This is a genomic window from Candidatus Pseudomonas phytovorans (assembly GCA_029202525.1).
Classification (GTDB): Bacteria; Pseudomonadota; Gammaproteobacteria; order Pseudomonadales; family Pseudomonadaceae; genus Aquipseudomonas; species Aquipseudomonas phytovorans.
Genome location: CP119325.1, coordinates 459113 through 478711, shown reverse-complemented (window position 1 = coordinate 478711; position 19599 = coordinate 459113). Strand labels below are relative to the sequence as shown.

General features: G+C 62.9%; 21 protein-coding genes. 10 read left to right on the top strand and 11 right to left on the bottom strand.

Going from position 1 to position 19599, the window contains the following annotated elements; genetic code table 11:
- Positions 1-17: 17 nt before the first annotated feature.
- The 3 genes from rsmB to def are packed head-to-tail and all read right to left on the bottom strand — an operon-like array spanning position 18 to position 2824.
- A complete protein-coding gene (gene rsmB, locus P0Y58_02055) occupies positions 18-1328 on the bottom strand; it encodes a 16S rRNA (cytosine(967)-C(5))-methyltransferase RsmB (protein WEK30992.1) in 1311 nt (436 codons plus the stop codon).
- Positions 1325-2257, bottom strand: coding sequence for a methionyl-tRNA formyltransferase (gene fmt / locus P0Y58_02050; protein WEK30991.1), 933 nt, complete (start codon positions 2255-2257; stop codon positions 1325-1327). Before fmt ends, rsmB begins: the two co-directional genes overlap by 4 nt.
- Positions 2258-2317: 60 nt before the next feature.
- On the bottom strand, positions 2318-2824 hold the full coding sequence (def, locus tag P0Y58_02045) for a peptide deformylase (GenBank protein ID WEK30990.1): 507 nt from the start codon (positions 2822-2824) through the stop codon (positions 2318-2320).
- Positions 2825-3030: 206 nt separating this feature from the next.
- On the opposite strand from def, the gene dprA reads away from it, so the two are divergent.
- From dprA to P0Y58_02030, 3 genes are all read left to right on the top strand, one after another.
- On the top strand, positions 3031-4128 hold the full coding sequence (gene dprA, locus P0Y58_02040; GenBank protein WEK30989.1) for a DNA-processing protein DprA: 1098 nt from the start codon (positions 3031-3033) through the stop codon (positions 4126-4128).
- Between the two features lie 42 nt (positions 4129-4170).
- A complete protein-coding gene (locus P0Y58_02035) occupies positions 4171-4728 on the top strand; it encodes an L-threonylcarbamoyladenylate synthase (GenBank protein WEK30988.1) in 558 nt (185 codons plus the stop codon).
- A 332-nt stretch (positions 4729-5060) separates the two neighbouring features.
- Complete coding sequence (locus tag P0Y58_02030; protein ID WEK30987.1) at positions 5061-5504, top strand: hypothetical protein; 444 nt, start codon at positions 5061-5063, stop codon at positions 5502-5504.
- A gap of 155 nt (positions 5505-5659) precedes the next feature.
- Here P0Y58_02030 and P0Y58_02025 read toward each other — a convergent pair whose 3' ends face one another.
- Positions 5660-6637 carry an NADPH:quinone reductase gene (locus P0Y58_02025; protein WEK30986.1) on the bottom strand — a complete coding sequence of 326 codons (978 nt, stop codon included), beginning with the start codon at positions 6635-6637 and terminating at the stop codon, positions 5660-5662.
- A gap of 135 nt (positions 6638-6772) precedes the next feature.
- Between P0Y58_02025 and hemF the strand changes: the two genes are divergently transcribed.
- Positions 6773-7684 carry an oxygen-dependent coproporphyrinogen oxidase gene (gene hemF / locus P0Y58_02020; protein ID WEK30985.1) on the top strand — a complete coding sequence of 304 codons (912 nt, stop codon included), beginning with the start codon at positions 6773-6775 and terminating at the stop codon, positions 7682-7684.
- A 25-nt stretch (positions 7685-7709) separates the two neighbouring features.
- Positions 7710-8534 carry a shikimate dehydrogenase gene (gene aroE, locus P0Y58_02015; GenBank protein ID WEK30984.1) on the top strand — a complete coding sequence of 275 codons (825 nt, stop codon included), beginning with the start codon at positions 7710-7712 and terminating at the stop codon, positions 8532-8534.
- A gap of 137 nt (positions 8535-8671) precedes the next feature.
- Here the strand turns inward: aroE and P0Y58_02010 are convergent, their stop codons facing one another.
- The 3 genes from P0Y58_02010 to betC form a co-directional block, all read right to left on the bottom strand.
- Complete coding sequence (locus P0Y58_02010) at positions 8672-10237, bottom strand: SulP family inorganic anion transporter (protein WEK30983.1); 1566 nt, start codon at positions 10235-10237, stop codon at positions 8672-8674.
- A 158-nt stretch (positions 10238-10395) separates the two neighbouring features.
- The gene (gene choX, locus P0Y58_02005; GenBank protein ID WEK30982.1) at positions 10396-11319 is read right to left on the bottom strand and encodes a choline ABC transporter substrate-binding protein; all 924 of its coding nucleotides are present in this window, start codon (positions 11317-11319) and stop codon (positions 10396-10398) included.
- A 14-nt stretch (positions 11320-11333) separates the two neighbouring features.
- Complete coding sequence (gene betC, locus P0Y58_02000) at positions 11334-12851, bottom strand: choline-sulfatase (GenBank protein WEK30981.1); 1518 nt, start codon at positions 12849-12851, stop codon at positions 11334-11336.
- Positions 12852-12959: 108 nt separating this feature from the next.
- Here betC and P0Y58_01995 point away from each other — a divergent pair, with 108 nt between their 5' ends.
- Complete coding sequence (locus P0Y58_01995) at positions 12960-13859, top strand: LysR family transcriptional regulator (GenBank protein WEK30980.1); 900 nt, start codon at positions 12960-12962, stop codon at positions 13857-13859.
- Between the two features lie 23 nt (positions 13860-13882).
- Positions 13883-14215, top strand: coding sequence for a DOPA 4,5-dioxygenase family protein (locus tag P0Y58_01990; protein ID WEK33257.1), 333 nt, complete (start codon positions 13883-13885; stop codon positions 14213-14215).
- A gap of 120 nt (positions 14216-14335) precedes the next feature.
- Here P0Y58_01990 and trpA read toward each other — a convergent pair whose 3' ends face one another.
- Complete coding sequence (gene trpA, locus P0Y58_01985; GenBank protein WEK30979.1) at positions 14336-15145, bottom strand: tryptophan synthase subunit alpha; 810 nt, start codon at positions 15143-15145, stop codon at positions 14336-14338.
- Complete coding sequence (gene trpB, locus P0Y58_01980; GenBank protein ID WEK30978.1) at positions 15142-16359, bottom strand: tryptophan synthase subunit beta; 1218 nt, start codon at positions 16357-16359, stop codon at positions 15142-15144. Before trpB ends, trpA begins: the two co-directional genes overlap by 4 nt.
- Positions 16360-16469: 110 nt before the next feature.
- Here trpB and P0Y58_01975 point away from each other — a divergent pair, with 110 nt between their 5' ends.
- Positions 16470-17366 carry a LysR family transcriptional regulator gene (locus tag P0Y58_01975; GenBank protein WEK30977.1) on the top strand — a complete coding sequence of 299 codons (897 nt, stop codon included), beginning with the start codon at positions 16470-16472 and terminating at the stop codon, positions 17364-17366.
- Here P0Y58_01975 and P0Y58_01970 read toward each other — a convergent pair.
- Complete coding sequence (locus tag P0Y58_01970) at positions 17363-17686, bottom strand: DUF883 family protein (GenBank protein WEK30976.1); 324 nt, start codon at positions 17684-17686, stop codon at positions 17363-17365. The genes P0Y58_01975 and P0Y58_01970 overlap by 4 nt on opposite strands.
- A 150-nt stretch (positions 17687-17836) precedes the next feature.
- Between P0Y58_01970 and P0Y58_01965 the strand changes: the two genes are divergently transcribed.
- Together P0Y58_01965 and P0Y58_01960 are read left to right on the top strand one after the other, a co-directional pair.
- Entirely contained in the window at positions 17837-18052 is a 216-nt protein-coding gene (locus tag P0Y58_01965) for a dodecin family protein (GenBank protein ID WEK30975.1), read from the top strand.
- Positions 18053-18152: 100 nt separating this feature from the next.
- A complete protein-coding gene (locus P0Y58_01960) occupies positions 18153-18374 on the top strand; it encodes a DUF1161 domain-containing protein (protein ID WEK30974.1) in 222 nt (73 codons plus the stop codon).
- A 99-nt stretch (positions 18375-18473) separates the two neighbouring features.
- Here P0Y58_01960 and P0Y58_01955 read toward each other — a convergent pair whose 3' ends face one another.
- Positions 18474-19478 (bottom strand): LLM class flavin-dependent oxidoreductase, encoded by a 1005-nt coding sequence (locus P0Y58_01955; protein WEK30973.1) that lies wholly within the window; start codon positions 19476-19478, stop codon positions 18474-18476.
- Positions 19479-19599: the final 121 nt, after the last annotated feature.

The following is a 19599-nucleotide window of genomic DNA, read 5'->3' as shown; positions in this document are numbered from 1 at the left end:
CTCCCTACCCTTTGTGCTTATCCGCGTGAGGCGGCGATCTTGATCAGCTTGGCATAGTAGAAGCCGTCGTGGCCGCCTTCCTGGGCCAGCAACTGGCGGCCGTGGGGCTGGCGCAGGCCGGCCTCGGTGGCCAGGTCCAGCTCACGGGCGCCCGGGGTGCGGGCAAGGAAGGCGCCGATCACTTCGGTGTTCTCGGTCGGCAGGCTGGAGCAGGTGGCGTATAGCAGCATGCCGCCAACTTCCAGGGTGGGCCACAGGGCGTCGAGCAGTTCGCCTTGCAGCGTTGCCAGGGCCGGGATGTCGTCGGCCTGTCGGGTCAGCTTGATGTCCGGGTGACGGCGAATCACGCCGGTGGCCGAACACGGCGCGTCTAGCAGGATGCGCTGGAACGGCTTGCCGTCCCACCAGCTGGCGGTGTCACGGGCATCGCAGGCGATCAGCTCGGCGTCGAGTTTGAGGCGGTCGAGGTTTTCGCGCACGCGGGTCAGGCGCTTGGCTTCGAGGTCGATGGCCACCATCTGCGCCAGGCCGGCTTCGGCCTCCAGCAAGTGGCAGGTTTTGCCACCCGGGGCGCAGCAGGCGTCCAGCACGCGTTGGCCGGGGGCCAGTTCGAGCAGGTCGGCAGACAGCTGCGCGGCTTCGTCCTGTACGCTCACCCAGCCTTCGGCGAAGCCCGGCAGGCCGCGCACGTCGCAGGCTTCGGCCAGCACGATGCCGTCACGGCTGTACTGGCAGGCGCTGGCGCCAATGCCCGCCTCGGTCAGCAGCGTCAGGTAGGCATCGCGGCTGTGGTGGCGGCGATTGACCCGCAGAATCATCGGCGGGTGGGCGTTGTTGGCGGCGCAGATGGCTTCCCACTGCTCCGGCCAGAAGGCCTTCAGCGATTTTTGCAGCCAGCGTGGATGGGCAGTGCGCACCACCGGGTCGCGCTCCATGCTGGCTAGCAGTTCTTCGCCCTCACGCTGGGCGCGGCGCAACACGGCATTGAGCAGGCCCTTGGCCCACGGTTTCTTCAGCTTGTCGGCGCAACCCACGGTTTCGCCGATGGCGGCGTGGGCCGGAATGCGGGTGTAGAACAACTGGTACAGGCCGACCAGCAGCAGCGCCTGCACATCGGCGTCGGCGGCCTTGAACGGCTTCTGCAGCAGTTGCGCGGCCAGCAGGTCGAGGCGTGGCTGCCAGCGTGCGGTGCCGAACGCCAGATCCTGGGTCAGGCCACGGTCGCGTTCATCGACCTTGTCCAGTTGTGCCGGCAGCGAGCTGTTCAGCGAGGCCTTGCCACTGAGTACAGCGGCAAGGGCACGGGCGGCGGCGAGACGTGGGTTCATTGGCCCAGTACCTTGCCGGCAGCGAATTTCTCGCGGCGGCTGTTGAACAGGTCGCTGAAGTTCAGCGCCTTGCCACCGGGCAGTTGCAGGCGGGTCAGGCTCAGGGCCTGGTCACCGCAGGCGACGACCAGCCCGTCCTTGCTCGCCGACAGGATTTCGCCGGGGGCGCCCTTGGCTGTGGACAGGTTGGCACCCAGCACCTTCACGGTTTCGCCATCGAGGGTGCTGTGGCACACCGGCCACGGGTTGAAGGCGCGGATCAGGCGCTCCAGCTCGACGGCCGGACGGGCCCAGTCAATGCGCGCCTCGTCCTTGTTCAGCTTGTGTGCGTAGGTGGCCAGGGCATCGTCCTGCACTTCACCTTGCAGCGAACCGTCGGCCAGGCCAGCGATGGCCTGAATGACTGCGGGCGGGCCCATTTCGGCCAGGCGATCATGCAAGGTGCCGCCGGTATCGTCGGCGCTGATCGGGGTGACCACCTTGAGCAGCATCGGGCCGGTGTCCAGGCCTGCTTCCATGCGCATCACGGTGACGCCGCTCTCGGCGTCGCCGGCTTCCACGGCGCGCTGGATCGGCGCCGCACCGCGCCAGCGTGGCAGCAGGGAGGCGTGACTGTTGATGCAGCCCAGGCGCGGGATATCCAGCACTGCCTGCGGCAGGATCAGGCCATAGGCGACCACCACCATCAGGTCCGGCTTCAGTGCGGCGAGTTCGGCTTGCGCCTCGGCGTTGCGCAGGGTTGGCGGCTGGAGCACCGGGATGTCATGGGCCACGGCCAGTGCCTTGACCGCACTCGGCATGAGCTTTTGGCCACGGCCGGCAGGGCGGTCTGGCTGGGTGTAGACGGCCACGATCTCGTACGGGCTGTCGAGCAGGGCCTTGAGGTGTTCGGCAGCAAACTCTGGTGTGCCTGCAAAGACGATGCGCATGGCGTTCTCGCTTCAAAAAAGAAAAAGGCTTGCCGGAGCAAGCCTTCAGGGAGGTGGGGATCAGGCTTGCTGGCGGTGCTGCTTTTCCAGCTTCTTCTTGATCCGGTCGCGCTTGAGCTGCGACAGGTAGTCAACGAACAGCTTGCCGTTGAGGTGGTCGAATTCGTGCTGCACGCATACCGCCAGCAGGCCTTCGCATTCCAGCTCGTACGGCTTGCCGTCGCGGTCCTGGGCCTTCACCCGTACCCGCAGCGGGCGGTCGACGTTCTCGTAGAAGCCCGGTACCGACAGGCAACCTTCCTGGTACTGGCCCATGTCGTGGGTCAGCTCTTCGACCGTGGGGTTGATGAAGACGCGCGGTTCGCTGCGGTCTTCGCTGAGGTCCATGACCACGACCTGCAGGTGCACGTTGACCTGGGTCGCGGCCAGGCCGATGCCAGGGGCTTCGTACATGGTTTCAAACATGTCGTCGATCAGCTGACGCAGGGCGTCGTCGAACTCCGTCACCGGTTTGGCAATGGTGCGCAGGCGCGGGTCCGGGAATTCGAGAATGTTCAAGATGGCCATAAGGTCAGGCAGTCACTGTGCGTTCGGTTGAAAACTGAGCACACATAATAAAGGGAAACGGGGATTTCGGCACCTGGCAAGCTCGTCTAGGGTGTCTATGGGCTTGATAGCCCCCAAGCAATGGACAGCTTTTCAAAGTGTTACTCACAGAGTTATCCACAGGTTGTGCCACGTAAATGGCCCTGTTTTGATCAAGGACGATCCCCATGCCCAGTTACCATTCGTCGCCATGCCCGCCTGCCGAACTGGAAGCGCGATTACGTTTGCATCGCCTTACCGGGATGGGCCTGCGGCGTTTTCGCACCTTGTTCGATGCCTTCGGCAATGCCTCTTCTGCCCTGAGTGCTCCCGGTTCTGCCTGGCGAGCGCTGGGCATCCCCCAAACCACCATCGATGCCCGGCGCAGTGCCGAGGTACGAGATGGCGCGCTGGCCACAATGGCCTGGTTAGAGGGCGCCGGCCAGCATTTACTGATGTGGGACGACCCGGACTACCCTGCACTGTTAGCGGAAATCGATGATGCCCCGCCGCTGCTTTTTATCGCCGGAGAACTGGCGTTGCTAAACCGTCCCCAGCTGGCAATTGTGGGTAGCAGGCGTGCCACACCGCCAGCGCTGGATACGGCTGGCGCATTTTCCCGCTACCTTGCGCAGGCCGGCTTCGTCATCACCAGTGGGCTGGCCGTGGGCATCGACGGTGCCGCTCATCGGGCCGCATTGAAGGCAGGAGGGGGCACAATTGCTGTGCTGGGCACGGGGTTGCAAAAACTTTATCCACAGCGCCATCGGGAGCTGGCTCAGGCGATGATCGACAGCGGCAGCGCGCTGGTTTCGGAGTACCCGCTGGATGCCGGGCCACTGCCCGGCAATTTCCCCCGGCGCAATCGCATCATCAGTGGCTTGTCGTTGGGTGTGCTGGTGGTCGAGGCCAGCCTGGCCAGCGGCTCGCTGATCACGGCACGGTTAGCGGCCGAGCAAGGTCGCGAGGTGTATGCCATACCGGGTTCCATCCATCATCCAGGTGCCAAGGGTTGCCACCAGTTGATCCGTGACGGCGCACTGCTGGTGGAAACCGTGGAGCAGATAATGGAAAGCCTGCAGGGCTGGCAGAATTTGCCGCCCGCGGCGGTGGACAAATTCGACCATCCCCTGCTCGCCTTGCTGCATGCTGCGCCACAGACGACAGAAAGCCTGGCCCACTGCAGTGAGCTACCACTTGCCACGGTGCTGGCACAGCTTACCGAGCTGGAGCTGGAAGGCCGGGTCAGCAATGAAGCCGGGCGTTGGTTTGCCCGCGTGGGCTAAGTACACTGCGCACATGCAAGGTATCTAGGCGGAGAAACAGCAATGGTGAGCAGTTTTCGTGTGCAACAAGCCGCACGTGAGATCCGGGCGGGCGCAGTGATCGCCTACCCGACGGAAGCGGTCTGGGGCCTGGGCTGCGACCCATGGAACGAGGACGCGGTGTACCGCCTGCTGGCGCTGAAATCGCGGCCTGTGGATAAAGGGCTGATTCTGATCGCCGACAACATTCGCCAGTTCGATTTTTTGTTCGAAGATTTTCCCGAAGACTGGATCGATCGGATGGGCAGTACCTGGCCGGGGCCGAATACCTGGCTGGTGCCGCACCAGAACCTGTTGCCCGAGTGGGTGACCGGGCAGCATGACACCGTGGCGCTGCGGGTCAGTGATCACCCGGTAGTGCGTGAGCTGTGTGCGCTGGTTGGGCCGTTGATTTCCACCTCGTGCAACCCCGGCGGGCGCCCGGCGGCGAAGACCCGGTTGCGGGTGGAGCAGTACTTCCATGGGCAGCTGGATTTGGTGCTTGGCGGGGCGCTGGGCGGGCGGAGGAATCCGAGTGTGATTCGTAACCTGGCGACCGGCGAAGTCGTTCGGCCGGGTTGAATCTATCCGCAGCGCTGGCGGGTGGACTCGGGCCCCTGTGGGAGCGGGCGCGCCCGCGAAGAATCCAACTCGGTGCCTGGCACGGGCTTCGCCCGTGTTCGCGGGCCTGCCCGCTCCCACAGGGTAGAGCCAAGTCCCCGCAGATTTTTCTGATTTTGTCTCGAATGGTTGTCCGGTGCACAGTTTAGGAAACTTCCTACTGCCCGTGTCCTAAGCCGTCACCTTCCCTGGAGAAACCCCAGTCTCTAGTTTGCTAGCCATGCGTCGCATCGTCGGCGTTTGGTCTTTGTAGCGAGGGGGCGCCGGCAAGGGTCGGCGGTAGCACGGGAAAAATGCCGCTATTCGAAAATGCCGAATACCTCATAAGGGCCAATCTCGAGCAGCTCGTGTCCAACAACCGGGTCAGAGCAGTGGAAATTGGTAGGTTCACCGCAGAACAGTTCGAAGCGATCAATAGGCAAAAAGAGGCGCAGGACTTGCCACTGCTGGAGGACCCAGGGATTGTCTTTATCGGCAGCCATGCCTACAGAAGCCGGGTGATACGGGATGGATATACCATTGATGACATGGTTCTGCAGATCAAGGCAGCGTTGGCGGCGACGTCGATCTGGAAGAGCGCTACGCGCATGACCGCTCTTCGCAGCACGATTGGTCGTGACGATGGCTATGGCAATGAAATTTTTGATGAGGCGATTTTTGAACTGACGGCCCGCAAGCCCAAAGCAGAGCTCTATTCCATCATCCCTAAAGGGGATAGAAACAAGCCCAAAAAATAAAGGCCGCTTAAGCGGCCTAAATGCTGGGGATGCACTCGCCCGGATAACTTGAAACAACCGGCGCACCAGCACATCCTCAAGCTGAAAGGCTACGCCTTCGAATCTGTACGGTCAAGCCGGGACCTTTTTCTCGCGTGCCGTGCATGCACGTACTGTTAGGGCAACAAAACAGTAGACCCCACAGTCCGCCGCGCCGACAGCTCAGCCTGCGCCTTCGCCGCCTCACTCAGCGGATACCTTTGCTGAATATCCACAACCAACTTGCCGCTACCAATCATCGCAAACAGGTCATCGGCCATGGCCTGGGTGTTCTCGGCATTGTTGGCATAGGTCGCCAAGGTCGGCCGGGTCACATACAGCGAGCCCTTCTGCGCCAGAATCCCCAGGTTCACCCCGCTCACCGCGCCCGACGCATTACCAAAGCTCACCATCAACCCCCGTGGCTGCAGGCAGTCCAGCGAAGTCAGCCAGGTATCGGCGCCCACGCCGTCATACACCACGGGGCATTTCTTGCCGTCGGTCAGCTCCAGCACGCGCTTGGCCACATCTTCATGGCTGTAGTCGATGGTTTCCCAAGCCCCCAGCGCCTTGGCCCGCTCGGCCTTCTCGGCAGAACTCACGGTGCCGATCAGCTTGGCGCCCAGCGCCTTGGCCCACTGGCACGCCAATGAACCCACGCCACCAGCAGCAGCGTGGAACAGAATCACGTCGCCCGGTTTGACTTCATAGGTCTGCTTCAGCAGGTATTGCACGGTCAAACCCTTGAGCATCACCGCCGCCGCTTGCTCGAAGCTGATGTTGTCCGGCAGCTTGACCAGGTTGGCCTCCGGCAGCGTATGCACCTCGCTATACGCGCCCAGCGGGCCGCCGGCATGGGCCACGCGGTCTCCCACCTTCAGGCGGGTCACACCCTCGCCCACGGCCTCGACCACGCCGGCCGCTTCGGTACCCAGGCCAGAAGGCAGGGACGGCGGCGCATACAGCCCGCTGCGAAAGTACGTGTCGATGAAGTTCAGGCCAATCGCATGGTTACGCACGCGCACCTGCTGTGGCCCGGGCGGGGTGGGTTCAAATTCCACAAACTGCAGCACTTCCGGGCCGCCATGCTGGCTGAACTGGATACGCTTGGCCATCTCGCACTCCTGTAGTCGGGATCGGGAAAAGGCCTTCTATCGGACGCCTTTGCTTGATCGCCGTCAACTGCGGCGCGTGCGTTGGCGGTGGTATGCTACGCGGCGAATTCTTCCCTGCCCGTTTCTGGTGACCCGATGACTAGCCGCACCGAGGCCGTGAAAGCCTACCTGCTCGACCTGCAAGACCGCATCTGCTCTGCCCTCGAAACCGAAGACGGCGGTGCCCGCTTCGTCGAGGATGCCTGGGTGCGCGAAGCCGGTGGCGGGGGCCGCACGCGGGTGATCGGCGACGGCAAGGTGATCGAGAAAGGCGGGGTCAACTTCTCTCACGTTTTCGGCACCGGCCTGCCACCTTCGGCCAGTGCCCACCGCCCCGAGCTGGCAGGCCGTGGCTTCGAGGCCTTGGGTGTGTCGCTGGTGATCCACCCGCACAACCCGCATGTACCCACTTCCCACGCCAACGTGCGTTTCTTCATTGCCGAAAAGGAAGGTGAAGAGGCGGTGTGGTGGTTTGGCGGCGGCTTCGACCTGACCCCGTACTACGGCGTCGAGGAAGACTGCATTCATTGGCACCGCGTGGCTGAGCAGGCCTGTGCACCGTTCGGCGCCGACGTTTACCCGCGCTACAAAGCCTGGTGCGACCGCTATTTCCACCTCAAGCACCGTGGTGAGCCACGCGGTATTGGCGGCCTGTTCTTCGATGACCTGAACGAGTGGGACTTCGACACCTGCTTCGCTTTCATCCGCGCCATCGGCGATGCCTTCGTCAACGCCTACCTGCCGATCGTCCAGCGCCGCAAGGACACGCCTTACACCCCGCAGCAGCGCGAGTTCCAGGAATACCGCCGTGGTCGCTACGTGGAGTTCAACCTGGTCTATGACCGTGGCACCCTGTTCGGCCTGCAGTCCGGTGGCCGCACCGAGTCCATCCTGATGTCGCTGCCGCCGCAGGTGCGCTGGGGCTACGACTGGAAGGCTACGCCCGGCAGTGAAGAAGCGCGCCTGACCGAGTACTTCCTGCAGGACCGCGACTGGCTCGACCAGTAAGCTTGTGGATAAACAAGGAGCCGTCATGGACCAGTACGTCGTTTTTGGTAATCCCATCGGCCACAGCAAGTCGCCGCTGATCCATCGCCTGTTTGCCGAGCAGACCGGGCAGGACCTGGAATACGCCACCCTGCTGGCGCCGCTGGACGAGTTCAGCGATTGCGCTCGCGGCTTCTTCAAGCAAGGCAGCGGTGGCAATGTGACCGTGCCGTTCAAGGAAGAGGCCTACCGCCTGTGCGACCGCCTCACCCCGCGTGCCCAACGCGCGGGTGCAGTGAACACGCTGAGCAAGCTGGCCGACGGCACCTTGCAGGGAGACAACACCGATGGCGCTGGCCTTGTGCGTGACCTGACGGTGAATGCCGGCGTTGAGCTGGCCGGGAAGCGCATTCTCATCCTCGGTGCCGGTGGTGCCGTGCGTGGCGTGCTGGAGCCGCTCCTGGCGCACAAGCCGCAGTCGCTGGTGATTGCCAACCGTACCGTGGAAAAGGCCGAGCAGCTGGCGCGTGAGTTCGATGAGTTGGGGCCGGTAGTGGCCAGCGGGTTTGCCTGGTTGCAGGAACCGGTGGATGTGATCATCAATGCCACTTCGGCGAGTCTGGCCGGTGAGATGCCGCCGATTGCCGACAGTTTGGTCGAGGCGGGGCGCACGGTTTGCTACGACATGATGTATGGCAAGGCGCCGACGCCGTTTTGCCAGTGGGCTACTGACCTGGGCGCGGCAAAGGTGCTGGATGGGTTGGGGATGCTGGCTGAGCAGGCGGCTGAAGCCTTCTTTATCTGGCGGGGCATTCGGCCTGATACCGCGCCAGTGTTGGCGGAGCTGCGCCGGCAACTGGCTCGGGGCTGAAATTGTCGGGGCCGCTCTGCGGCCCATCGCCGGCAAGCCAGCTCCCACAGGTACTGCACAGGCCTTCAGGTCGGCGCGATCAATGTGGGAGCTGGCTTGCCGGCGATGGGCTGCAAAGCAGCCCCAGGATCTCAGCGTCACTCCTCAAATCGGATCGGACACAACTCAACCCCTTCCAGCTTCTGCAATTCCTCGATTACCTGCGGCCTGGCCCGATGCAAGGTCAAACTCCCCCCCATTCGCATTAACCGCCGCGCCTCGCGATGCAACATATCCACACCCGAGTAATCAATGAAATTCACCTGCCGGGCATCGATCACCACATGCGGCCCTTGGCAACGCTGCAAGCGCACCTGCAGATAATGCGCCGCGCCAAAGAAGATCGACCCACCAACCCGTAACACATCGGCATCGCCTTCACGGCTTTGCTGTACCCGTGGCCGTGAAGTGCGCTTCAAATAGAAGAACAGCGACGCCAGCACCCCGGCATAGATCGCTGTCTGCAACTCCAGCAACAAGGTCGCCGCCGCTGTCAGCGCCATCACCAGAAACTCTGAGCGGCTGACCCGAAAGAGCGCGCGAATTCCCCGATGGTCCACCAACCCCCAGCAGATCAGCAGAATACTGCCAGCCATGGCCGGTATCGGCAGGTGTGCGATCAGGCCGGCACCGGTAACGGCAAACAACGCCACCCACAGCGCCGAGAACACCCCGGCCATGGGCGAGCGGGCACCCGCCTCGTAGCTTAGGCCCGAGCGGGTGAAGGAACCGGCAGACAGGTAGCCGGAGAAAAATGCACCGACGATGTTCGACAGGCCCTGTGCGCGTATTTCCTGGTCGGGGTCGATCAGCTGTTCCGAGCGCGCAGACAACGAGCGGGCGATCGACAGGCTGGTGACCAGCCCCAGCATGCCTACTGCCACGGCACTGGGCAGCAGGCGCAGCATCAGTTCCACATCCAGCAAAGGCAGCGGGCTGAGGGGCGGCAGCCGCCCGGCGAAGGCTGCCACCCGCGGCACATGGCCAAACCAGCCTGGCAGCAGCCAAGCCACCCCGCTGACCACAATCAGACTTATCAACAGGCTTGGCCAGCGTGGGCGCCATAGCTTGAACGCTACGCCGAGCACCACAGTGGCCAGCCCCAGGACCAGCGATGGCAAGTCGACCTCACCGGCATGGCTGGCCAGGTCCTGGACGGTTTTCAGCGCCGTGGCCTGGCTGGGCAGGTCCATGCCCAGCAGGTTGGGCAGTTGGCCCAGGGCGATCACGATGGCAGCACCCAGCGTGAAGCCGAGCACCACGGAATGGGAAACGAAATTGACCAGCGCGCCAAAGCGCAAAAGCCCGAGCAGCAGCTGGAAGATGCCACCGAGAAAGGTCAGCAGCAGCACCAGGGTGATGTAATCGGCACTACCGGCCACGGCCAGCGGGCTGATGCTGGCGTAGAGCACAATGGAAATGGCAGCGGTCGGGCCGCAGATCAGGTGCCAGGATGAGCCCCACAGGCAGGCGATCAGTACCGGAACGATGGCGGCGTACAGGCCGTACTCGGCAGGCAGGCCTGCGATCAGGGCGTAGGCGATGGATTGCGGGAGGGCGAGGATGGCACCGCTCAGGCCCACCAGCAGGTCCTGACGCAGGCTGCGGCCCGATTGGTGCGGTAGCCAGGAGAGGAAAGGCAGCAGTTGAGTGAGGCGATGCATGGTTTATCCACAATCCTTAAGGTTTCGCCAAACCCTGTGGGAGCGGGCATGTCGGGGCGCCGAACCGCCGCGAACACCGGCAAAGCCGGTGCCATCCACCGCGGTGGTCTCTTCGCGGGCTTGCCCGCTCCCACAGGGGAAGTGTATTGCTTGCGAGATTACAGTTTGGCTTGGACGGCCTGCAGGGCATTGCCATCGGCTTTGGTAGTGACCCCAGCCAACCACCCCTCCAGCAACTCGGGGTGCGTTTTCACCCAAGCTCTGGCCGCGTCGTCGAAGCTGATCTTCTTGTCCACAACCTGGGCCATGATGCTGTTTTCCATGTCCAGTGTGAACTTCAGGTTAGCCAACAGCTTCGCCGCATTCGGGCAGGCTTGTGGATAACCCTTGCGCGTCAGCGTGTACACCTCGCCTTTGCTACCGAACCACTTTTCCCCACCGGTGAGGTAATGCATCTTCAGCTTTACGTTCATCGGGTGCGGGGTCCAGCCGAGGAAGGTGATGAACTGCTGCTTCTTCACCGCCCGGTCGACCTGGGCCAGCATGGCCTGCTCGCTGGACTCCACCAGCTTCCACTGACCAAGGTCGAATTCATTCTTGTCGATGATTTCTTTCAGGGACAGGTTGGCGGGCGCGCCGGAACCGATCCCGTACAGCTTCTTGTCGAACTGGTCGGCATGCTTTTGCAGATCGGCAAAGTCCTTCACCCCGGCATTCCACACATAGTCGGGCACTGCCAGGGTGAACTCGGTTCCCTCCAGGTTGCGTGACAGCTGCTGCACATCGCCGTTGGCGATGAACTTGTCATGAAAGCCCTGCTGGGCCGGCATCCAGTTGCCCAGGAAGGCATCGACCCGGCCGTCCTTCAAGCCGCCGTAGATGATCGGCACGGCCAGGCTGTCGATTTTCACCTGGTAGCCCAGACTTTCCAGCAGCAGGCGGGCTACTGCGTTGGTTGAGGCAATATCACTCCAGCCGGGGTCGGCCATTTTCACGGTACTGCATTGTGCTTCGCTGTCGGCGGCGTGGGCCGTGGTGGCGCCCAGGGCCAGGGCGAACACGGCGGCGGAGAACTTGTGCATGGCGGCCTCTCTTCTCAATCCAGGGGGGCGGGCTGTGGATAACGTGCCTTGCGCTCGAGGTCGTCGAGATCGATGTGGTTGCGCATGTACTGTTGGCTGGCATCCACCAGCGGTTGGTGGTCCCAGCTTTTCAGCTTGCCGATGGCCAGCGCTTCGGCCACCAGGCGGCGGCGGCGCTGGCTGGCCAGTACCTGCTGGCGCAGGCTGGGGATATCCCAACGCTGTTGTGCTTCATCGACAAATGCCTGCAGCAGCGCCTGGTGGTCCGGGCTGCCGGTGAGGTTCTCCCGCTCGTGCGGGTCGCGGCTCAGGTCATAGAGTAGACATGGGTCGTCTTCGCTGTACACGAACTTGTAGAGCCCGCGGCGGATCATCATCAGCGGGCCGACGGTGCCTTCGGCCATGTACTCGCCGATCACTTCGTCGTGGCCGCCCTGCCCTTGCAGGTGGCTGAGCAGTGAGTGGCCGTCCAGGTGCAAGTCTTTATCCACCGCCCCGCCGGCCAGCTCCACCAAGGTTGGCAGCAGGTCGCAGGTCGACACGGAGGCGCTGATCCGCCCTGCGGCGAAGTGCTTCGGCGCGTGGATCAGCAGCGGTACCCGCGCCGACATCTCGAACCAGTGCATCTTGTACCAGAGGCCACGTTCGCCCAGCATGTCGCCGTGGTCGCCGGAGAACACGATCAGGGTGTCGTCGGCCAGGTTGCACTCCTCCAGGGTTTGCAGCAGTTGGCCGATGTTGTCGTCGATGTAGCTGCAGGCGCCGAAGTAGGCGCGGCGGGCGTCGCGGATCTTTTCCACAGGCAGCGGCTTGTTCCACAGGTCGTAGACCTTGAGCAGGCGCTGCGAGTGCGGGTCGAGCTCTGCCTGGCTGAATTCAGCACGGGGCAGAGGGATATCCACACCCTCATAGCGGTCCCAGTAGCGTTTGGGGATGGTGTACGGATCGTGCGGGTGAGTCATCGACACGGTCAGGCAGAACGGCCGGCCATCGTTTTCGCGCACATGGTCGTATAAGTACTGGCGCGCCTTGAACACCACTTCCTCGTCGAAATCCAGCTGGTTGGTACGCACGCAAGGGCCGGCCTGCAGTACCGAGGCCATGTTGTGGTACCAGCTCGGTCGCACATCCGGCTCGTCCCAGTTCACCGCCCAGCCGTAGTCTGCGGGGTAGATGTCGCTGGTCAGGCGCTCTTCGTAGCCGTGCAACTGGTCCGGGCCGCAGAAGTGCATCTTGCCTGACAGCGCAGTGCGGTAGCCCAAGCGGCGCAGGTAATGTGCGTAAGTCGGTATATCGGCGGGGAAATCGGCGGCGTTGTCATAGGCGCCGATGCGGCTGGGCAACTGGCCGCTGACCAGGGTGAAGCGCGAGGGCGCACACAGCGGGCTATTGCAGTAGGCCGAATCGAACACCACCGCCTGTTCGGCCAGGCGGCTCAGGTGCGGCATCTGGATGGGCGAAGGGCCGTAGATCGGCAGCAAAGGCGCGGCCATCTGGTCGGCCATGATGAACAGGATATTCGGGCGCGTCATGGTGGCTTCCATCGTTGAGGATTATGCGATCCGCTTGCCTACCAAGATGCGACTGTGGATAACATGGGTAAAGCCCATGCCGGGCAATGACTGGGATTAGCTGAACTTATGTTTGAGCATCTTGCCGAGTTGTCGCTGGATACCTTGCGTGTGTTCGAGGCCGCCGCCCGTTTGCGCGGTTTCACTGCGGCGGCACTGGAGCTGGGCACCACGCAGCCAGCGGTAAGCCAGCAGGTAAAGCGGCTGGAGGCACAATTGGGCACGCGGCTGTTCGATCGGATTTACCGGGGTATCGAGCTGACCGAGGCCGGTCAGGTGTTGTTCGAGCAGGTCCAGCAGGGCATGCAGGCCATGGATGACGGCATCGCCCAAGCCAGCGGGCGCGGCCAGCGCGAAGTGCTGCAGGTGGCTACCGACTTTGCCTTTGCGGCGTTCTGGTTGATGCCCCGGCTGCAGCGTTTTCACGAGGCTTATCCACAGGTGGATGTGAGCCTGGTGACCGGTGAGCGCAGCCAGGGCATGTTGCGCCCGGACATCGACGTAGCGGTGCTGTTTGGTGACGGGCGCTTTCATCAGGGTGAAAGCCGCTGGTTGTTCGATGAGGAAGTTTTCCCGGTATGCAGCCCCCGACTGACCGATGGTAAACCCTTGTCAGCCGTGGCTTTGCAACGTTTGCCCTTGCTGCATTTGAAAGGCGAGCAGGCCAGCCGCTGGTTTGACTGGGCGGGGGTGTTTCGCGGGTTTGGCGTGGACAGTCCGCCGCCGCCGGGGCAGCTGCGCTTCGACAACTACACCTTGCTGATCCAGGCGGCGATTGCGGGCCAAGGCGTGGCTATTGGTTGGCGGCATCTTGTGGACAGCCTGGTGGAACAAGGGTTGCTATGCCGGCCATTAGAGGGGAGCCTGACATCAAGTCGGGGCTATTATCTGGTTTTGCCACCGCGCAAGCGACGCGGGGCGTTGATCGAGCGGTTCGTCAGCTGGCTGGAGCAGGAGCGCAGCGGCTGATGGCGGTGCAATCGGGAGTTATCGTGCAAAGAATCAAGGGTTACCATGCCCACGTATATTACAACGCGGCAACGATGGAGCAGGCACGTGAGTTGTGCGAGGAGGCGACGCGGCTGTTTCCCGTGACCATGGGGCGCATGCACCAGAAACCCGTTGGGCCGCACCCGGACTGGAGCTGCCAGTTGGCGTTCGAGCCGGAATTTGTCGGGGTGGTGCTGCCTTGGTTGGCGCTGTACCGGAAGGGGTTGGTGGTGTTCATGCATCCGTTGACCGGGGATGAACTGGCGGACCACCGGGACCATGCGATCTGGATGGGGGCTTTGCGGCCCTTGGATCTGTCGATTTTTGGTGGGTAGGTAGCTGTCGCCTGTGATGGCCTCTTCGCGGGCACGCCCGCTCCCACAAGTTCTCCACAGCTTTCAGTATCTGTGTGGTCCCTGTGGGAGCGGGCGTGCCCGCGAAGCAAGCGACGCGGTTCAGCGACGGGCGCCGCGCACCCCTTCAGCCAGTGCAGAGCACAGGCTCAATACATCGCTCACCGCCTGGTCAGCACTCTTGGCCTGGGCAATCTTGTCGACCAGCGCCGACCCCACCACCACACCATCCGCCAGGCGGGCGATGTTCGCAGCCTGCTCCGGCGTGCGAATACCGAAGCCAACGCTGATCGGCAGATCGGTATGCCGGCGCAGGCGGGCAATGGCTTCGATCACATGCTCGGTGGTTGCCGAGCCGGCACCCGTCACCCCAGCTACCGACACGTAATAGACGAACCCGGAGCTGCGCTCCAGCACGCGCGGCAGGCGCGCATCGTCGGTGGTCGGGGTGGTCAGGCGAATGAAGTCGATGCCGGCAGCCTGGGCCGGGGTGGCCAGTTCGGCATCATGCTCGGGCGGCAGGTCGACGATGATCAGGCCGTCTACGCCCGCCGCTTTGGCTTCAGCCACGAACTTATCCACACCAAAGCGGTGGATGGGGTTGTAGTAGCCCATCAGCACGATTGGCGTGGTGTGGTTATCCACACGGAATTCGCGAACCATCTGCAGGGTCTTGGCCAGGGTCTGGCCAGCTTCCAGCGCGCGCAGGGTCGCCAGCTGGATGGCCACGCCGTCGGCCATCGGGTCGGTGAACGGCATGCCCAGTTCGATCACATCGGCGCCAGCGGCTGGCAGGCCTTTGAGGATCTGCAGCGAGGCGTCATAACCCGGGTCGCCTGCGGTAACGAAGGTGACCAGTGCCGAACGGCCTTCGGCCTTCAGTTCGGCGAAGCGTTGTTCAAGACGGCTCATGCCTGTTTCTCCTGGGCGGCCATGTGGCTCATGACGGTTTGCATGTCTTTGTCGCCGCGGCCCGACAGGCACACGACCATCAGGTGATCCTTGGGCAGTTTCGGCGCGCGCTTGATCGCTTCAGCCAGGGCGTGGGAGCTTTCCAGGGCCGGGATGATGCCTTCCAGGCGGCAGCTCGCGTGGAACGCATCCAGCGCTTCGTCGTCGGTGATGCTGACGTACTCGACGCGCTTCACTTCGTGCAGGTAGGCGTGCTCCGGGCCGATGCCCGGGTAGTCGAGGCCTGCGGAAATTGAGTGGGCGTCGGTGATCTGGCCGTCTTCGTCCTGCAGCAGGTAGGTGCGGTTACCGTGCAGCACGCCCGGTACGCCGCCGTTCAGGCTGGCGGCGTGCTTGTCGGTGTGCACGCCGTGGCCACCGGCTTCGACGCCGATGATCTGTACGCTTGGCTCTTCGAGGAACTCATGGAACAGGCCCATGGCGTTGGAACCACCGCCCACGCAGGCAACCAGGCTGTCTGGCAGGCGGCCTTCCTTCTCGTGCAACTGGGCGCGGGTTTCCTTGCCGATGATCGACTGGAAGTCGCGGACCATGGCCGGATACGGGTGTGGGCCGGCCACGGTACCGATCAGGTAGAAGGTGTCTTCGACGTTGGTGACCCAGTCGCGCAGGGCTTCGTTCATGGCGTCTTTCAGGGTACCGGTACCGGCAGTGACCGGGACGATCTCGGCGCCCAGCAGTTTCATGCGGAACACGTTGGCCTGCTGGCGCTCGATGTCGGTAGCGCCCATGTAGATCACACACGGCAGGCCAAAGCGGGCAGCGACGGTGGCAGTGGCCACGCCGTGCATGCCGGCACCGGTTTCGGCGATCAGACGCTTCTTGCCCATGCGCTTGGCCAGCAGCACTTGGCCGATGCAGTTGTTCACCTTGTGTGCGCCGGTGTGGTTGAGCTCTTCACGCTTGAAGAAAATCTTTGCGCCGCCACAGTGCTCGGTCAGGCGCTCGGCGAAGTACAGCGGGTTGGGTCGGCCGATGTAGTCGCGCTGGAAGTAGGCCAGCTCTTCGAGGAACTTGGGGTCTGCCTTGGCCGCCTCGTATTCGCGGGCCAGGTCCAGCACCAGTGGCATCAGGGTTTCGGCCACGTAGCGGCCGCCGAACGAGCCGAACAGGCCATTGGCGTCAGGGCCGGGGCGGTATTGGGACTGGGTCATGGGGCGCTCCAGGGCGTAAAGAATGAGTGATGGGCTTTACTCTAACCACGGCAAGCCCGGCTGAAAACCGATAAGATTGCGTAAACTTGTCAGAAAAACTCACAGGTAATATGGCCCACGACCTCCCTCCCCTCAATGCCCTTCGTGCCTTCGAGGCTACCGCCAGGCTTAACAGTGTTAGTCAGGCGGCCGAGGCGCTGCATGTCACCCATGGCGCCGTCAGCCGGCAGATCAAGGTACTGGAGGAGCATTTGGGCGTAGCCCTGTTCGTCAAGGACGGGCGTGGCATCAAACTCACAGATGCAGGCCTACGCCTGCGTGATGCCAGTGGTGAGGCTTTCGATCGCTTGCGCAGTGTGTGCGCCGAGCTCAGTCGCGATGTCAGCGAGGCGCCATTTGTGCTGGGTTGCTCGGGCAGCCTGCTGGCGCGCTGGTTCATTCCGAGGCTGGGGCGCCTTAAGGCGGACTTGCCGGAATTGCGCCTGCATCTGTCAGCCGGTGAAGGTGACCTTGACCCGCGTCGCCCAGGCCTTGATGCATTGCTGGTGTACGCTGAGCCGCCATGGCCTTCGGACATGCAGGTGCATGTGCTGGCCGAGGAGCGTATCGGCCCGGTGCTCAGCCCGCATTTTGCCGGCTTCGAACGCTTGCGTGGCGCACCTGCCAGCGCCCTGCTGCAGGAGGCTCTGCTGCATACCACGTCACGTCCGCAAGCATGGCCAACCTGGGGTGAGCAGCAGGGGCTGGCCCCGGCCAGGTTGCAGTACGGTCAGGCGTTCGAGCATTTGTATTATTTGCTGGAGGCTGCGGTTGCAGGCCTTGGCATCGCCATCGCGCCGCAGCCACTGGTGGCTGATGACCTGCGGGCCGGGCGCCTTAGCGCACCGTGGGGCTTTTCCCCCACCCGGGCAGCTTTGGCGTTGTGGGTGCCCCGGCGCGCCGCAGATGGGCGCGCCGAGCAGTTGGCGCAGTGGCTACGCGCCGAGCTTGCGCGGCAGAGCGCTTAGTTACGTTTGGTCAGTAGGTAGGCTGCCAGCAGGCCCAGTGCACCAATGGCTACCCCTGCGGTGGTGTACGGGTGTTCCTGAGCGTAGTCGCGGGTGGCGATGCCAGTCTGGCGGGTGCGCTGTTTAACCTCCTCATAGGCATCGCTCAGCAGGCTGCGCGAATGACGGAGGGCGCTCTCGGCGTTGCTGCGGATTGCCTTCACCGACTTCTGGGACTCTTCCGAGGCATCATGCTTGAGGTTCTCCAGGCTTTTCAGAAGGCTCTCGATCTCTGCTTCCATGCTTTCCAGGGATGTTTTACGCAGCGAGTTGCGGTGCATGTTGACTCTCCTTTGCAGTATGGGCTGTAAGAGTTGCGACCCTTGGCCCGCGAAAAAGTGCGATCGAACTTTCACCTTTGCGGACGGCTCGCAGGTAAACCAGGCCTACGCTGCTAGGCTGAATTTCACTGTTATCCAAGGAGCGTGAACATGACTGACCATCACACTTACAAGAAGATCGAGCTGGTGGGGTCTTCGCCTACCAGCATCGAAGACGCGATCAACAATGCCCTGGCCGAAGCCGGCAAAAGCATCAAGCACCTGGAATGGTTCGAGGTGATCGATACCCGTGGCCATATCCGCGACAACAAGGCGGCGCACTTCCAGGTCACGCTGAAGGTCGGCTTCCGTATCGCCAATAGCTGACACATTGCCGGGCTGGAATAGCCGGGCGTGATGGGTTATTACAAAGGGGGCGCCTTGGCGGGCGCCCTTTCTCATTTCATCTGCACAAGGAAAGCGATCGATGAACAAACTGATTCTGGCGCTGGGCCTGATGACCCTGGCCGGTGGTGCGCTGGCAGCAGGCAAGCCGTGCGAGGAACTGAAGGCAGAGATTGCGGCCAAGCTGGATGCCAAAGGGGTTTCTGGCTACAAGCTGGAGATCGTCAAAAAAGGCGAACCTGCGGGCAAGGTGATTGGTAGCTGTGAGGCAGGCACCAAAGAGATTGTGTACCGACGCGGCTGATGTGCTGGCCCCTTCGCGGGCTTGCCCGCTCCCACAGGTTCGGCACTGGCCTCAGGCCCTGTGATATCCCTGTGGGAGCGGGCGAGCCCGCGAAGAAGGTCACTCGGTCTTCAGGGCCTGCGCTAACAGTTCATAGGACCGAATCCGGTCCGCATGCTCATACAGGTCACAGGTAAAAATCAGCTCATCGGCCCCGGTCTGCTCCAGCAGCACCTCCACCTTGGCCCGTACCTTCTGCGGGCTGCCGATCATCGCCAGGCCCAGGAAACTGCCCACCGCATCACGCTCATGGGGCAGCCACAAGCCATCCATGCTTTCTACCGGCGGCTTCTGCATGAGGCTCTGGCCGCGAATCAGCGCCAGGATGCGTTGGTACACCGAGGTAGCCAGGTATTCGGCCTTTTCGTCGGTTTCTGCCACTACCATGGGGATGCCCAGCATCACATACGGCTTGTCGAGCGTGGTCGAGGGCTTGAAATGGTTGCGGTACACGCGGATTGCCTCATGCATCATGCGCGGCGCAAAGTGCGAAGCGAAGGCGTAGGGCATGCCGCGCATGCCCGCCAGCTGGGCGCTGAACAGGCTGGAACCGAGCAGCCACATCGGCACATCCGTGTCGTGCCCCGGCACGGCGATCACTTTTTGATCATCGGTACGCGGGCCGAGGTAGCGCGACAGCTCTTCGACATCGTCCGGGAAGTCGTCCGGGCCGCCAGCGCGGTCGCGGCGCAGGGCATAGGCCGTCATCTGGTCCGAACCCGGCGCACGGCCCAGGCCCAGGTCGATTCGCCCCGGGTACAGGCTGGCCAAGGTGCCGAACTGTTCGGCAATCACCAGTGGCGCGTGGTTGGGCAGCATCACCCCGCCAGAGCCCACGCGAATGGTCGAAGTACCGCCGGCCAGATAGCCGATCAGCACCGACGTCGCCGAACTGGCGATGCCGTCCATGTTGTGGTGCTCGGCCACCCAGAAGCGGTTGTAGCCAAAGCGCTCGACGTGCTGGGCCAGGTCCAGCGAGTTGCGCAGCGACTGCGCGGGGCCCGCGCCGGCGCGCACGGGCACCAGATCGAGGGTGGATATTTTCAGGTCACGCAGCTGCGTCATTTCAGCCTCCGCAAAGGTGGTTGGCCAGAGGCCTTTTAAACTCTGTATGGGCATATTTGAAGGATTCAATGTCTGCTGTGCGATTGGTCTGAACTTGCCGTGAGTGACTGGCCTCTGAACC